This is a genomic window from Phenylobacterium sp., assembly GCF_030654915.1.
Classification (GTDB): domain Bacteria; phylum Pseudomonadota; class Alphaproteobacteria; order Caulobacterales; family Caulobacteraceae; genus Phenylobacterium.
This window is the reverse complement of record NZ_JAURWM010000148.1, coordinates 1-13,598: the sequence shown is the minus strand read 5'-3', so window position 1 is coordinate 13,598 and position 13,598 is coordinate 1. Positions and strand designations below refer to the sequence as shown.

Below are 13,598 nucleotides of genomic sequence, written 5' to 3'. Positions count from 1 at the left end.
CCCTGCCAGTTCTTGTCGCCCTTGAAGACGTCGGCGTAGCGGGTGGCGAACATCTTCTGGGTGACGTGCTTGCGTTGCAGCACGGCGATTTCTTCCGAGGTCGGCCAGATGTCCTTCAGGAACACCGGATTGCCGTCCTTGCCCTCGCCGAGCGACTCGGTGGCGAGGTCGATGTTCATCGAACCGGCCAGGGCGTAGGCGACGACCAGCGGCGGCGAGGCCAGATAGTTGGCGCGCACGTCCTGGTTCACGCGGCCTTCGAAGTTCCGGTTGCCCGAAAGCACCGAGCAGGCCACCAGGTCGCCCTGGTTCACCGCGTCGGAAATGGCTTCCGGCAGCGGGCCGGAATTGCCGATACAGGTGGTGCAGCCGTAGCCGACCAGGTTGAAGCCCAGGGCGTCCAGCGACTTCGTCAGGCCGGCGGCCTTCAGGTAGTCGGTGACGACTTGGCTGCCGGGGGCCAGCGAGGTCTTCACCCACGGCTTCACCTTCAGGCCTTTTTCGATCGCCTTCTTGGCGACCAGGCCCGCGGCGATCAGCACCGAGGGGTTGGAGGTGTTGGTGCAGGAGGTGATCGCGGCGATCACCACGTCGCCGTGGCCGACGTCGAACTTTTCACCGACGACGGGCACGCGGGCTTCGCCTTCCGGCTTGCCGAAGTCCTTGGCCAGGGCCGACTTGAACTCGGCGGCGGCGTCGGAGAGCAGCACGCGGTCCTGCGGACGCTTCGGGCCGGCCAGCGAGGGCAGGACGGAGCCGAGGTCGAGTTCCAGGGTGTCGGTGAAGACGGGGTCCGGATCACCGGCCTCGACCCACATGCCCTGTTCCTTGGCGTAGGCTTCGACCAGGTCGGCGCGGTGGGCCTCACGGCCGGTGGCGCGCAGATAGTCGATGGTGGCCTTGGTCACCGGGAAGAAGCCGCAGGTGGCGCCGTATTCCGGGGCCATGTTGGCGATGGTCGCCTGGTCTTCCAGGGTCAGGCCGGCGAGGCCGGGGCCGTAGAACTCGACGAACTTGCCGACGACGCCCTTCTTGCGGAGCATCTGGGTGACGGTGAGCACCAGGTCGGTGGCGGTCGCGCCGTCCGGCATCGCGCCCGACAGGCGGAAGCCGATGACTTCAGGGATCAGCATCGGGATCGGCTGGCCGAGCATGGCCGCTTCAGCCTCGATGCCGCCGACGCCCCAGCCCAGAACGGCCAGGCCGTTGATCATGGTGGTGTGGCTGTCGGTGCCGACGACGGTGTCCGGATAGGCGATCGTCTCGCCGGCTTCCTCGTTCAGCCAGACGGTCTGGGCGAGGTACTCCAGGTTCACCTGGTGGCAGATGCCGGTGCCGGGCGGCACGACGCGGAAGTTGTTGAAGGCCGAGGAGCCCCAGCGCAGGAAGCGGTAACGCTCGATGTTGCGCTCGTACTCGCGCTCGACGTTCTCGCCGAAGGCCTTGGAGGTGCCGAAGTGGTCGACCATGACCGAGTGGTCGATGACCAAGTCGACAGGGTTCAGCGGGTTAATCTTTTCCGGATCGGCGCCGAGGCTGGTCATGGCGTCGCGCATGGCGGCCAGGTCGACGACGGCGGGAACGCCGGTGAAGTCCTGCATCAGGACGCGGGCCGGACGGAAGCTGATTTCGTGCTCGACCGAGCCCTTGTTGTCGATCCAGGCGGCCAGCGCCTTCAGATCGTCGGGGCCGACGGTGGAGCCGTCTTCGTTACGCAACAGGTTCTCGAGAAGCACCTTCATCGAGACGGGCAGACGGGCCACGTTCGAAAGACCGGCTTCCTCGGCGGCGCGAAGGCTGTAGTAGACGTAGGTCTTATCGCCCACCGTAAGTTCGCGGCGGGTCTTCAGGCTGTCGTTAGACGCCATATCAGGGATCCTTCCTCTGTTCGCGGCCGCTCTTGAACCACTTCGGGGATCGCGCGCTTTTCGAGGCGGACACACAGCGTTCGCCCCTGCGCCGCGTACGCCCCCCAAGGTGGCGACGGCCGCGCGCGTCATAACCCCTAGTTTGTTACCCGTCCATGCAGTGCGAGAGGCGCGCGCGTGATCGCGACGCTCAACATTGATGACTTGGCCGTGCGCCGGGGGGGACGATTGCTGTTTTCCGGGCTGAACCTGCGCCTCCAGGCGGGCGAGGCCGCGGCCCTGGTCGGCCGCAACGGCGCGGGCAAAACCACGCTGCTGCGGGCCATCGCGGGCCTGGTCGAGCCGGAGGCCGGACGCATCGGTTTCGGCGAAATCGACCCCAGCGACGCCCGCGCCGACCACATCCATCTGGCCGGGCACCAGGACGGCCAGAAGCCCGCGCGCACCGCCTGGGAAGAACTGGCCTTCTGGACCCGCTGGGCCGGCGGAACCAAGCACGCCGCGCGCGACGCGGCCGCCGCGCTCGACCTGACGCGGCTGCTGGACCTGGAGGTCCGCCGCCTGTCGGCCGGCCAGCGGCGGCGGCTGTCCCTGGCGCGGCTGCTCGCCTCGCCGCGCTCGCTGTGGCTGCTCGACGAACCGCTGAGCCCGCTGGACGCCGGCTGGCGCGTGCGGTTCGGCGAGATGATGAACCAACATCTGGCGGGCGGCGGGATGATTGTCGCCGCCGTCCACGACCCCCTGCCGATCCCGGCCCGGCCGCTGGAGATCGCCGCCCCCGAGGACGCCTTCCAGGAACGCGGCGAATGAGCCGCGCCATGGCGCTGTTGTCGCGCGAAGTCACCCTGGCCTGGGGCCGGGGCGGCGGACCGCTGGTGTCGGTGGCCTTCTACGCCGGCGTCGCCACCCTGCTGCCGCTGGCGACGGGGCCAGAGCCGGCGCGCCTGGCGGCCATCGCCCCCGGCGCGGCCTGGGTGGCGCTGGCGCTGTCGGCCCTGCTCTCCCTCGACCGCCTGTTCGAGCGCGACTACGAGGACGGCGCCCTGGACCTGATCACCCTCTCGCCCGTGCCGCTGGAGTTGGTCTGCGCGATCAAGTGCCTGGGCCAATGGGTCGCCACCGCCGCGCCGCTGGCGCTCGCCGCCCCCTTGGCCGCCATCGCGCTGGGCGCCCAGCCCTCGCTGGCCCCGCTGATCTTCGTCTGCGCCCTGATGGGAGGCCTCGCCTTCGCCTTTGTCGGCGGGATCGGCGCGGCGCTCAGCCTGGGCGCCCGGCGCGGCGGCCTGCTGACCGCGGTGATCGTGCTGCCGCTGTTCGTGCCGCCGGTGATCTTCGGCGGCGGGGCGCTGGACGCCTTCTCCAACGGCTTGCCGTGGAGAGCCGGGTTCGCCCTGCTGGCGGCCTACGCCGCCGCCGCCGTGGCGCTCGGCCCCATCGCCATGGCCGCCGCCTGCCGCAACGCGCTGAGCTAGTTCGCGCTGATCTCCTCTCCCGAGGGAGAGGAATGGCCGCCGCACGAACCGGGTCGGGAAAAACTAAACCACCCAGGTCGCGACGGATTCCACGCACGCCCCTCGTTCAAGCTCGTGAGGGATGTGAATACTGGAGTTCGAAACGATGAAATTGACCCGATTGGCGCCGCTGGCGCTCGGCGGCGTCCTCCTGGCCGGCGGCTTCGCCGGGACCAGCCTGGCCCAGCAACCACCACCGCCCGCCCAGGGCGCGGCGCACGTTGGGCACCCCGGCGGACCGCGCGTCCATAGGGACCCGGAAGCCATGGCCGCCAAGCGCGCCGAGCGCCTGCGCGACGTCCTGCAACTGCGCCCCGAACAGGAGCCGGCCCTGAAGGCGTTCCTGGCGTCCCACAAGCGGCCGGCCGGCATGGCTGAACGCGGGCGCGGCGGGCGCGAACAGTTCGCCGCCATGACCACGCCTCAGCGCCTCGACGCCCAGCGCGCGCGCCTCGTGGAACGCACGGCCCGCTTCGACCGGCACGCCGCGGCCACCAAGACGTTCTACGCCCAGCTTTCCCCCAGCCAGCAGAAGGCGTTCGACGCCATGGGCCCGCGCGGCGGCATGAAGGGCGGCGATCATCGCGGCATGGGCGGTCGCGGCCATGGTCCGATGGGCGGCGGCCGAGGCTGATCGTGATATGGACGGGCGATGCTGTTCAAGGCGCCCGTCCTGAACGCCATCGCGGAGGGCCAGGTCACCCTGGCCTTCCGCAGGTGGCGCAAGCCCACCGTCCGCGGCGGTGGAACCCTGACCACGCCGGTCGGGGTGCTGAGCATCGACGCCGTCGAGATCGCCGCGCTCGAAACCCTTGATGCGATCCAGGCAAAGCGCGCGGGATACGCTTCGCTTGAGGCCCTGCTGGCCGATCTCTCCGGCCAGGCTCCGCTCTACCGGATCAGCTTTCGGCTAACGGCCGAAGATCCCCGCAAGGCTCTGGCCCTCGACACCTCGGCGGCCGGGCTCGCGGCCGTGGAAATCGCACTGGCCAAGCTCGACGCCAGGACGCCCTGGACCACCTCCACCCTCGATCTGATCGCCGCCCATCCCAGCGTGCGCGCGCCCGACCTCGCCGCTCTCCAAGGCCGCGAGACCCCTCCGTTCAAGACGAACGTGCGCAAACTCAAGGCCCTTGGCCTGACGCAAAGCCTGGAGATCGGCTATCGCCTGTCGCCGCGCGGCGAGGCTCTTCTTGCAGCGCGGCGCTCCGGGGGCTAATCCGCACGGATGATCCCGGCGCCGGCCTTCCTGTCGAATCCTGAGCGGTTCATGGCCTTTTCGCGCTGGGGCGCGCCGATGTTCGGCGCCATCGCGCTGATCCTGGCCCTGGCCGGCCTCTGGCTCGGCTTCACGGCGCCCGAAGACTATCAGCAGGGCGACACCGTCCGGATCATGTTCATCCACGTGCCGGCCGCCTGGATGAGCATGTTCGTCTATGTCTGCCTGGCCGGCGCCAGTTTCCTGTCCCTGGTCTTCCGCCACGCCCTGGCGGACGCCGCGGCCAAGGCCGCCGCCCCGATGGGCGCGGCCTTCACCTTCCTGGCCCTCGTCACCGGCTCCCTCTGGGGACGTCCGATGTGGGGCGCATGGTGGGTTTGGGACGCGCGCATGACCTCGGTGCTGGTGCTGCTGCTGTTCTACCTGGCCTATATGGCGCTGCGAGCCTCGCTCGACGACGAGCTGAAGGCCGCCCGCGCCGGCGCGATCCTGGCCCTGGTGGGCGCGGTGAACCTGCCGATCGTCAAGTTCTCGGTCGATTGGTGGAACACGCTGCACCAAGGCGCCTCGGTGTTCCGCAAGGGCGGCCCGGCCATGACCTCCGAATTCCTGTGGCCGCTGCTGCTGATGGGCCTGGCCTATACCGCCGCCTTCGGGTCGCTGTGGTTGGTGGGCATCCGCGCCCAGGTCTGGCGCCGCCGCGCCGAAGCCGCGGCCCTGCGCGCGGCCAGGGGCTAGACACATGCTTGATCTCGACGCCGGCGCCTACGCGGCCTTCGTCTGGCCCGCCTATGGCGTCACCGCCCTGATCTTCATCGCGATGATCTGGTTCTCCCTGGCCCGTTCGCGCCATTGGCGACGGCGCGCCGAGAAAGACGACAAAAAATGAACCGCTGGCTTGCGATCGCGCCCCTGGCCGCCCTGCTGGCGCTGGGCTTGCTGTTTGGGCTGTTCTCCCTGAAGCGCGATCCGCAGGTGAAGCCCGACGCCCTGGTCGGCAAGCAGCTTCCCGACCTGGTGCTGCCGACGCTCGACACCGGCCGGCCTGTCCGCCTGCTGGAGGCCGCCGCGCCGGCGCCGGTGCTGGTGAACATCTTCGCCTCCTGGTGCGCCCCCTGCGAGATCGAGCACCCGGTGCTGGTGGACCTGAAGCGACAGGGCGTCCGCATCGTCGGCGTCGCCTACAAGGACGCGCCCGAAAACACCAAGGCCTTCATCGGGCGGCTGGGCGATCCCTACGCCGAACGCCTGGTCGACCGCGACGGCCGAGCCGGGATCGAGTTGGGCGTCACCGGCGTGCCCGAGACCTATCTGGTCGGGGCCGGCGGCAAGGTCCTGGCCAAGCACACCGGCCCGCTGACCCCCGAGGTCGCCAAGGACTTGCTGGCCAAGGCCCCGCGTTAACCAAGGCGAAATTAACCACGCTCGGCATGGTTAATTCGCGCGCCAGCCCAACCCACACAACAGATGGCCGCGTTAACCATCGCGCCGTTAACTAATTTTTGAGACGGCGCGCACCAGGGTCCGCCAAGGCCCTGTTAACTATAAAAGCGCGCCCGTGAGCACGATCCGTCCGCCGATCTTCCCGACCAGCCAACCGGCCGCCCAAGCCCAGGCGCCGGCCCGTGGCATGGCGCAACGCGCCTTCTTCGCCGCAGCCACCGGTGCGCCCGCCGCCGCCGCCGCGCAGCCCCGAGCGGCGACGCAAGCTCAAGCCCAGCCCCAAGCGACGGCCAAGGCAGTGCACCGAATGCCGCCGTCCTCACTGCCCGCCGAGCCGCCGGAAAAGATCCTGCGGCCAGGGTCGTTCCTGGATATCCGGGTCTAGAACCCCACACCCATGGTCGTCATGGCCGGCCTCGTCCCGGCCATCCACAGACGTCGCCTTGTGGGATTTGCCGGGGCCGTTCGTGTGTATGGATCACCGGACAAGCCGGTGATGACGAACTCGGAGGGGGCGAAGGCGCCCTAGGCGGCCTTCTTCAGCTTCTTCTTTTTCGGCTTATCGGCCTTGGCCGCCTTGCCGGGCTTCTTGGCTTTTTCAGCCTTGGGCGCTTTCTCAGGCTTCGGAAGCGCCTGGACCGTCGCGCCCGTGTGCTCACCGGCGTGGATCAGGTCGCGTAGGCTGCTGACCAGGGCCTCGCGCTTGGTGGCCGACAACAGACGCATCAACCGGGCGTCGGCGGCCGCCATCTTGGGGCGGGCCTCATCCAGCGTCTCGCGCCCAGCCAGGGTCAGGCGCACGGCGTTGGCGCGGGCGTCGGAGGCCGAGCGTTCGCGTTCGAGCAGGCCCTTGGCGATCATCCGCGCGGCCATATCGGCCAAGGTGGAGCGGTCGATGCCGGTGATCTTGACGAGGTCGGTCTGGGTCAGGCCCTCATCGGCCTCGACGGCGCTGAGCACCGCGAATTGGCGTTGGGTGATCCCGCCGGCGCCAAGCTCGTCGACATAGATGTCGAGCGCGAGCTGCAAGGCCCGATGAAGCAGATGGCTGGGCGACTTGTCGAGCGCCGGAAGCCCCTTGCGCGACTTGTCCTGCGACTTGGTCTTGGCCATCGGCTGAACCCCCGCCTGTCGACTTGCCCGGAAACCTACCGGGCCATGGTGTCGGTTTGACGACAGATGGTCAGTGGGCGGCGCAAGCGCTAGGGGCGCGCGGCAACTACTCGACGTGCGGCGGCGGCGGTTCGTCAGTCTTGGCGTACTTCATCATCAGCGGCACCTGGGCGAAGGAGAACACGACCGACAGGACCAGCAGTCCCGGGAAGCGGAACAGCACCCAGGTGGATTCCGACTGGGTGCGCCAGACGATCTCGTTCAGGACCGCCAGGGCCAGGAAGAACAGACCGTAGTTGAGGGTGAGCTTGCGCCAGCCCTCATCGGGCATCTGCATCGCCTCGCCCATCAGCAGCTTCAGCGGGTTCTTACGCATCGCCAGCCCGCCCAACAGGATCACGCCAAAGGCGGTGTTCATCACCGTCGGCTTGATCTTCAGCAGGCGCGGATCATGGAAAATGAGGGTCAGGCCGCCGAAGAACAGAGCCGCGAGCCCGCCAATCAACGGGAACGGCGCGATCCGGCGCTCGACGATGAAGCCGATGGCCAGGCCGACCGCCGAGCCGGCGACCAGGGCCCAGGTCGCCTGGACCAGGGCCTGCTGCTGCGGCATGCCGGTCGACTTCAGATAGAAGAAGGCGACGAGGAAGGCCGCGAGGCCGCCGAAATCAACGACGGCCCGCACCCATTTCCGTGCGGTGGGCGATAGCGTCATGAGTCTTCCAGGCCGACGAGGGAACGGGCGAAGGCGCGCGCCTTGAAGGGTTGAAGGTCCTCGATCCCTTCACCCACGCCGATCAATTTGATGGGGCTGTCCGAGGCCTGGGCCACAGGCACCAGCACCCCGCCGCGCGCGGTGCCGTCCAGCTTGGTCATGACGATGCCGGTCACGCCGATCTGGTTGCCGAAGATGTTTTCCTGGGCCAGCGCATTGCGCCCCACCGTGGCGTCCAGCACCAGCAGGGTTTCGTGCGGCGCGTCGGCGTCGATCTTCTTGACCACACGGATGACCTTCAGGAGCTCGTCCATCAGGCCCTGCTTGTTCTGCAGGCGGCCGGCGGTGTCGATCAGCACGACGTCGTAATTCTCGGCCTTGGCCTTCTCGATGGCGTCGAAGGCCAGGCCCGCGGCGTCCGATCCGGTCGGCCGGGACATGAAGTCGGCGCGGGCGCGGTCGGCCCAGACCTTCAGCTGCTCGACGGCGGCGGCGCGGAAGGTGTCGCCGGCGACGATCAGCACCTTGGCGCCGCGACCCGTAAGGTCGGCGGCGATCTTGCCCAGGGTCGTGGTCTTGCCCGAGCCGTTCACCCCGATGAACAGGACGACGTAGGGCTTGGCCCCCGACAGCGGGTCGAAGTGGCCTTCCCGGCTCTCCAACTCGGCGCCGATGGCCTCGGCCAGGGCTTCCTTGATCTCGTTCTCGTCGACGCTCTTGCCGAACTTCTCGTCGGAGAAGCGCTGGGTGATGCGCGCAGCCGAATGCGGGCCGAGATCGGCCTCGATCAGCATCTCTTCCAGCTCGTCGAGCTTGGCCTGGTCCAGCGGCTGCTTGGTGAAGGTGGAGACCACCTGTTCCGTCATCTGCTTCGACGAGCGCGAAAGGCCGTCGGTCAGGCGCTGGAACCAGCCCTTTTTTGGTTGGGTCATGAGCCGCTTCTAGCTCGTCAATCGGTTGCGCGATAGAGGATCGAAGCATGGACGCTCTCGCCTCGGTATTCATCTGGCTGGACTACGCGGCGGTCGCCGTCTTCGCCGCGACCGGCGCCATGGCCGCCGCCCAGCGCAAGCACGACATCGTCACCTTCGGCTTCTTCGCCGCCGTGACCGGGGTCGGCGGCGGGACCATGCGCGACCTGCTGCTGGACGCCCCGGTGTTCTGGGTCAACCGGCCCGACTACCTGATCGCCTGCATGCTGGCGGCGGTGGCGGTCTGGGTGTTCGGCACCGGCCAGGCGCGGCTGAAGGTGCTGCTGTGGCTCGACGCCCTGGGTATGGCCGCCTACAGCGTGGTCGGCGCGGCCAAGGCCAGCGCGCTGGGCGCCCCGCCGATCTCGGCCATCATCATGGGCGTGCTGACCGCCTGCTTCGGCGGCATCATCCGCGATGTCCTGGCCGATGAGCCGTCAGTGCTGCTGCGGCGCGAGCTCTATGTGAGCTGCGCCCTGGTCGGGGCGAGCGTCTTCGTGGTGCTGGAGGCCATCGGTTTGTCGGACTTCTCCGCGGGCATGGGCGGTTTCGTCGCAGCCTTCCTGGTGCGCGCCGCGGCTATCTTCTGGGGCTGGATGCTGCCGCCCTTCCCGGGGCGGGGCGGGGACCGGAGCGGCGGCCGCTAGGGCCACGGCTGTTTCAGAACAAATCCGCTCATCCCGGCGACAGCCGGGACCCAAACGGACTCTCAGCCCATCGCCTCGTCTGGATACAAGCGCTGACACGGCTTGGGTCCCGGCTTTCGCCGGGATGAGCGGAGAAAAAAGCGGCCCATTCGGCCGAATGTCGATCGCCGTTGGCGCGAGCCTACTCGGCCGCCTCAAGCACAATGGTTTCCGCCACCGCCTTGTGACCATCGTGGCCGGTGATCCGCAGGGGAACGATCGAGCCGACCGCCGCCTCGCCGGTGAAGACGATCTCGGTGAAGTCCTCGGCCCGGGCGACGCCCGCGCGCTCCACCAGGCCGGTGATCGTCCGGCCGACCTGACGCTCCAGATGGCGCGCCAACGCCGCGTCGCCGGCGGCCCGCAGGCGCGCGGCGCGCTCCTTGATCACCGGGCGCTGCAACTGCGGCATCCGCGCGGCCGGCGTGCCGGGGCGCGGGCTGAACGGGAAGACGTGCAGGAACGAGAGCTGCGCCTCCTCGACCAGGCGAAGGGTGTTCTCGAACATCTCCTCGGTCTCGGTCGGGAAGCCGGCGATCAGGTCGGCGCCGAAGGCGGTGTCGGGCCGCACGGCGCGCACGTCGGCGATCAGCTTCAAGGCGTCCGAGCGCAGGTGCCGGCGCTTCATCCGCTTGAGGATCATGTCGTCACCGGCCTGCAGCGACAGGTGTAGGTAGGGCATCAGCCGGCTGTCCTGCTCCAGGCAGCGCATCAGGTCCGGGTCGATCTCGGCGGCGTCAATGGACGACAGACGCAGGCGGGGCAGGTCGGGAACCAGCTTCAGGATGCGGGCCACCAGCTGGCCCAGCGTCGGCTGGCCCGGCAGATCCGAGCCCCAGCTAGTGATGTCGACGCCGGTCAGCACCACTTCCAGATAGCCCTGGGCGGCCAGCTTGCGGACCTGCTCCACCACCTCGCCGGCCGCCGCCGAGCGCGAGTTCCCGCGGCCGTATGGGATGATGCAGAAGGTGCAGCGATGGTCGCAGCCGTTCTGGACCTCGACATAGGCCCGGGCGCGATCCTTCAGCCCGTCGATCAGGTGGCCGGCGGTTTCCCGCACGCTCATGATGTCGTTGACCCGCACGCGGCCTTCGGGCGCGGTCTCGGCATAGGCCCCGGCCTGGGACTTCTCGGCGTTGCCCAACACCAGGTCGACCTCGGACATGGCGGCGAAGGCGGCGGGGTCGATCTGGGCGGCGCAGCCGGTGACGATCAGCTTGGCGTCGGGGTTTTCCCGCCGCGCCTTGCGGATCGCCTGACGCGCCTGGCGCACGGCCTCGTTAGTCACCGCGCAGGTGTTGAAGACGATGGCGTTGGACAGCCCGTCCTCGGCGGCGCGCGCGCGGATGACCTCGCTCTCATAGGCGTTGAGGCGGCAGCCGAAGGTGACGATGTCGACGTCGGGCTTCATGGCAGCATGCCGGTGAAGTCGACCTGGGCCGGGCCGGTCATGATCACGTGGCCGTCGCTCTCGCGCCACTCGATGACCAGCTCTCCGCCGTCGAGTTCGAGGGTGGCCTTGCGATCGACCAGACCGCGCCGATAGGCCGCCACCAGGGCCGCGCAGGCGCCGGTGCCGCAGGCCTTGGTCAGGCCCGCCCCGCGTTCCCAGACCTTCAGGCGGATATGGTCGCGCGCCACGATCTGGGCGAAGCCGACATTGACGCCTTCAGGGAATAGACGGTGATGCTCGATCATCGGGCCGACCTCGCGCACCGGCGCTGTCTCGGCGTCAGGCACGAAGAACACCACGTGCGGGTTGCCCATCGAGACGCAGCCCGGCGTGTGCAGGATCGGATTGTCGATGGGGCCGACCTGAAGCTCGACGCCTCGGGTGTCCATCTCTTCTTCCAGCGGGATCTGGCGCCAATCGAGGCCGGGCTCGCCCATGTCGACGCTGACGATCTTGTCGCCGGCCCGGCTGGCGGTCAGCAGACCGCCGCGAGTTTCCATCACCGCCTGGTCGGCGCCGGACGCCTCCATCAGCAGCCAGCCGACGCAGCGCGAGGCGTTGCCACAGGCCCCGACCTCGTCGCCGTCGGCGTTCCAGAACCGCACCTTGGCGTCGGCGGCGGCCGAGGGTTCGATCGAGACAAGCTGGTCGCAGCCGATCCCGCCCTGGCGATCGGCGATCGCGCGCACCTCTTCAGGCGTCGGCGCGAAGGGCGCGGATCGGGCCTCGACCACGACAAAGTCGTTGCCGAGCCCGTTCATCTTCAGAAACGGACGGCTCATGGTGCGGGGCTATATAGGGGAGAATTGACGCACGATCACCTTTGACGAGACAGATCTGGCCCAGGCGATTTATCCAGGGCCTCATGAAACTACTTTCCGCGGCGCTGGCAGGCGCCCTTCTCACCGCCTCCAACGCCGGCGCGCAGGCTCCCAGCCCGGCGCCCGCCGACCCGTTCATCTGGCTGGAGGACATCGATTCCCCCCGCGCCATGGCCTGGGTCGAGGCCCAGAACGCCAGGACCGCCAAGCGTCTGGAGGGCGACGCCCGCTACGATCAATTCCTCAAGGCCGGCCGCGCGATCTTCACCGCCACCGACCGGATTCCGCAGCCGACCTTCCGGGCCGGCGGCGTCGACAACTTCTGGCAGGACGCGACCCACACCCACGGCGTCTGGCGCCATACGTCGCAGGCCTCGTTCCGGACGGCGGCGCCCGCCTGGGACGTGGTGCTCGACGTCGACAAGCTGGCGGCCGGCGAAAAGCGCAACTGGTTCTGGAAGGGCGCGACCTGCCTGAAGCCGGCGGAAACCACCTGCCTGGTCCAGCTGTCCAACGGCGGCGGCGACGCCGTCGAACTGCGCGAGTTCGACACGCTGACCAAGCGCTTCGTCGAGGGCGGCTTCTACTCGGCCGAAGGCAAGCAGGGCGCGACCTGGATCGACTCCGACAGCCTGGTCGCCTGGCGCGAATGGACGCCCGGCGAGGTCACCGCCTCGGGCTATGCCTATGTGGTCAAGATCGTCGGCCGCAGCGGCGCGCCGCTGGAAATCTTCCGGGGCCAGAAGTCCGACGTCTCGGCCACCGCCTCTGTGCTGCGCGGCGACGGCAAGGTCGACGGCGTCCTCGTCCAGCGCGGCGTCACCTTTTTTGAGTCCGAATACAGCCTCTATGCCGGCGGCAAGCTGACCCCCATCGCCCTACCCCGGAAGGCCGAGTACCAGGCCTATGTCGACGGCCGCATGGTCTTCACCCTGCAGGAGGCCTGGAAGGGCTTTAGCGCCGGCGCCCTGATCGCCTATGATCCGAAGGCCTTGGACGCCAAGCCGGTGCTGATCTTCCAGCCCGGCCCGCGCCAGGCGATCCAGAACGTCGCCGACACCAAGAACCTGCTGGCCGTCGAACTGCTGGACGACGTGAAGGGCGCGGTGGACGTCCATGACTTCGCCAGCGGCAAATGGACGGCGCGCCGCCTGGCCCTGCCCAAGGACGCCACCCTCACCATCCGCTCCACCTCGAGCCAGGACGACCAGCTGTTCGTCGCCGCCGAGAGCTTCCTGACGCCAAACAGCCTGTGGCTGGCCGACGGCGCCACCGGCAAGGCCGAGCTGGTCAAGGCCCTGCCGCCCCGCTTCGACGCCTCGCGCGACCGCGTCGACCAGTATTGGGCGACCTCGTCGGACGGAACCAAGATCCCCTATTTCGTGGTGCGCCCGAAGGCCGCCAAGCTGGACGGCTCGACGCCCACCATCATGTATGGCTATGGCGGTTTCGAGGTCGCCAAGCCGCCGGTCTACATCCCGGAGATGGGCAAGCTGTGGCTGGAACGCGGCGGCGCCTATGTGATCGCCAATATCCGCGGCGGCGGCGAGTTCGGCCCGACGTGGCACCAGTCGGTGCTACGTGAAAAACGCCAGCTCGCCTTCGACGATTTCGCCGCCGTGGCCCGCGACCTGGAAGCCCGCAAGATCACCTCTCCGCGCCGGCTCGGCATCTACGGCCGCTCGAACGGCGGGGTGCTGACCACCGTCTCGATGACCCAGCATCCGGAACTTTGGAACGCCGTGGTGGTCGAGAGCCCGCTGGTGGACATGCTGCGCTACCACAAGCTCTCGGCCGG

16 protein-coding genes are annotated in these 13,598 nt (G+C 68.7%); 10 read left to right on the top strand and 6 right to left on the bottom strand.

Features of this window, described 5'->3' with window-relative positions; translation table 11 throughout:
* Window positions 1-1,868: aconitate hydratase AcnA (acnA, locus tag Q7T84_RS07785; RefSeq protein ID WP_304807438.1), on the bottom strand; the 1,868-nt coding region annotated here is incomplete at its 3' end.
* A 177-nt stretch (window positions 1,869-2,045) separates the two neighbouring features.
* Here acnA and ccmA point away from each other — a divergent pair.
* From ccmA to Q7T84_RS07745, 8 genes are all read left to right on the top strand, one after another.
* On the top strand, window positions 2,046-2,678 hold the full coding sequence (gene ccmA, locus Q7T84_RS07780; RefSeq protein WP_304807436.1) for a heme ABC exporter ATP-binding protein CcmA: 633 nt from the start codon (window positions 2,046-2,048) through the stop codon (window positions 2,676-2,678).
* Entirely contained in the window at window positions 2,675-3,340 is a 666-nt protein-coding gene (gene ccmB, locus Q7T84_RS07775) for a heme exporter protein CcmB (RefSeq protein ID WP_304807434.1), read from the top strand. Before ccmA ends, ccmB begins: the two co-directional genes overlap by 4 nt.
* 145 nt (window positions 3,341-3,485) lie before the next feature.
* The gene (locus tag Q7T84_RS07770) at window positions 3,486-4,013 is read left to right on the top strand and encodes a Spy/CpxP family protein refolding chaperone (RefSeq protein WP_304807432.1); all 528 of its coding nucleotides are present in this window, start codon (window positions 3,486-3,488) and stop codon (window positions 4,011-4,013) included.
* A gap of 18 nt (window positions 4,014-4,031) precedes the next feature.
* Window positions 4,032-4,598: a hypothetical protein gene (locus tag Q7T84_RS07765; RefSeq protein WP_304807430.1), complete on the top strand. Its 567-nt coding sequence runs from the start codon at window positions 4,032-4,034 to the stop codon at window positions 4,596-4,598.
* A gap of 9 nt (window positions 4,599-4,607) precedes the next feature.
* Entirely contained in the window at window positions 4,608-5,336 is a 729-nt protein-coding gene (gene ccmC, locus Q7T84_RS07760) for a heme ABC transporter permease CcmC (protein WP_370653628.1), read from the top strand.
* Window positions 5,337-5,340: 4 nt separating this feature from the next.
* The gene (gene ccmD / locus Q7T84_RS07755; protein ID WP_304807426.1) at window positions 5,341-5,487 is read left to right on the top strand and encodes a heme exporter protein CcmD; all 147 of its coding nucleotides are present in this window, start codon (window positions 5,341-5,343) and stop codon (window positions 5,485-5,487) included.
* Complete coding sequence (locus tag Q7T84_RS07750) at window positions 5,484-6,002, top strand: DsbE family thiol:disulfide interchange protein (protein ID WP_304807424.1); 519 nt, start codon at window positions 5,484-5,486, stop codon at window positions 6,000-6,002. The genes ccmD and Q7T84_RS07750 overlap by 4 nt, the downstream gene beginning before the upstream one ends.
* A 154-nt stretch (window positions 6,003-6,156) precedes the next feature.
* The gene (locus Q7T84_RS07745) at window positions 6,157-6,426 is read left to right on the top strand and encodes a hypothetical protein (protein ID WP_304807422.1); all 270 of its coding nucleotides are present in this window, start codon (window positions 6,157-6,159) and stop codon (window positions 6,424-6,426) included.
* 140 nt (window positions 6,427-6,566) lie between these two features.
* Here Q7T84_RS07745 and Q7T84_RS07740 read toward each other — a convergent pair whose 3' ends face one another.
* From Q7T84_RS07740 to ftsY, 3 genes are all read right to left on the bottom strand, one after another.
* The gene (locus tag Q7T84_RS07740) at window positions 6,567-7,154 is read right to left on the bottom strand and encodes a MarR family winged helix-turn-helix transcriptional regulator (RefSeq protein ID WP_304807420.1); all 588 of its coding nucleotides are present in this window, start codon (window positions 7,152-7,154) and stop codon (window positions 6,567-6,569) included.
* Between the two features lie 106 nt (window positions 7,155-7,260).
* Window positions 7,261-7,869 carry an inner membrane-spanning protein YciB gene (locus Q7T84_RS07735; RefSeq protein ID WP_304807418.1) on the bottom strand — a complete coding sequence of 203 codons (609 nt, stop codon included), beginning with the start codon at window positions 7,867-7,869 and terminating at the stop codon, window positions 7,261-7,263.
* Complete coding sequence (ftsY, locus tag Q7T84_RS07730) at window positions 7,866-8,801, bottom strand: signal recognition particle-docking protein FtsY (protein ID WP_304807416.1); 936 nt, start codon at window positions 8,799-8,801, stop codon at window positions 7,866-7,868. Before ftsY ends, Q7T84_RS07735 begins: the two co-directional genes overlap by 4 nt.
* 47 nt (window positions 8,802-8,848) lie before the next feature.
* On the opposite strand from ftsY, the gene Q7T84_RS07725 reads away from it, so the two are divergent.
* A complete protein-coding gene (locus tag Q7T84_RS07725) occupies window positions 8,849-9,487 on the top strand; it encodes a trimeric intracellular cation channel family protein (protein ID WP_304807413.1) in 639 nt (212 codons plus the stop codon).
* Window positions 9,488-9,668: 181 nt separating this feature from the next.
* Here Q7T84_RS07725 and mtaB read toward each other — a convergent pair whose 3' ends face one another.
* Both mtaB and dapF read right to left on the bottom strand, forming a co-directional pair.
* Entirely contained in the window at window positions 9,669-10,937 is a 1,269-nt protein-coding gene (mtaB, locus tag Q7T84_RS07720) for a tRNA (N(6)-L-threonylcarbamoyladenosine(37)-C(2))-methylthiotransferase MtaB (protein WP_304807411.1), read from the bottom strand.
* Window positions 10,934-11,761: a diaminopimelate epimerase gene (gene dapF / locus Q7T84_RS07715; protein ID WP_304807409.1), complete on the bottom strand. Its 828-nt coding sequence runs from the start codon at window positions 11,759-11,761 to the stop codon at window positions 10,934-10,936. The genes mtaB and dapF overlap by 4 nt, the downstream gene beginning before the upstream one ends.
* An 83-nt stretch (window positions 11,762-11,844) precedes the next feature.
* Between dapF and Q7T84_RS07710 the strand changes: the two genes are divergently transcribed.
* Window positions 11,845-13,598, top strand: a 1,754-nt coding sequence (locus Q7T84_RS07710) for a prolyl oligopeptidase family protein (protein ID WP_304807407.1), incomplete at its 3' end; no start/stop codon positions are given.